The sequence below is a fragment of the Neobacillus cucumis genome, assembly GCF_023715505.1.
This window is the reverse complement of sequence record NZ_JAMBOH010000146.1, coordinates 1-288: the sequence shown is the minus strand read 5'-3', so window position 1 is coordinate 288 and position 288 is coordinate 1. Positions and strand designations below refer to the sequence as shown.

At 48.6% G+C, this 288-nt stretch carries 1 tRNA gene and 1 rRNA gene; both read left to right on the top strand.

Going from position 1 to position 288, the window contains the following annotated elements:
- Nucleotides 1-106 (top strand): 16S ribosomal RNA (locus tag M3226_RS31860); the annotation flags it as partial.
- 94 nt (nt 107-200) lie between these two features.
- Nucleotides 201-277: transfer RNA gene (locus M3226_RS31855), tRNA-Ile, on the top strand.
- Nucleotides 278-288 lie beyond the last annotated feature (11 nt).

Here is a 288-nt window from a genome sequence, read left to right as displayed (position 1 = left end):
GGTGGGGTAACCTCACTGGAGCCAGCCGCCTAAGGTGGGACAGATGATTGGGGTGAAGTCGTAACAAGGTAGCCGTATCGGAAGGTGCGGCTGGATCACCTCCTTTCTAAGGATAATGCAGTCCTTATGGACTGATAACAAGTTGACTGCTTTTTGTTTGTTTAGTTTTGAGGGAGCAATTCTCTCTATATTTATGGTATGGGCCTATAGCTCAGCTGGTTAGAGCGCACGCCTGATAAGCGTGAGGTCGATGGTTCGAGTCCATTTAGGCCCACCATACTTCATAAC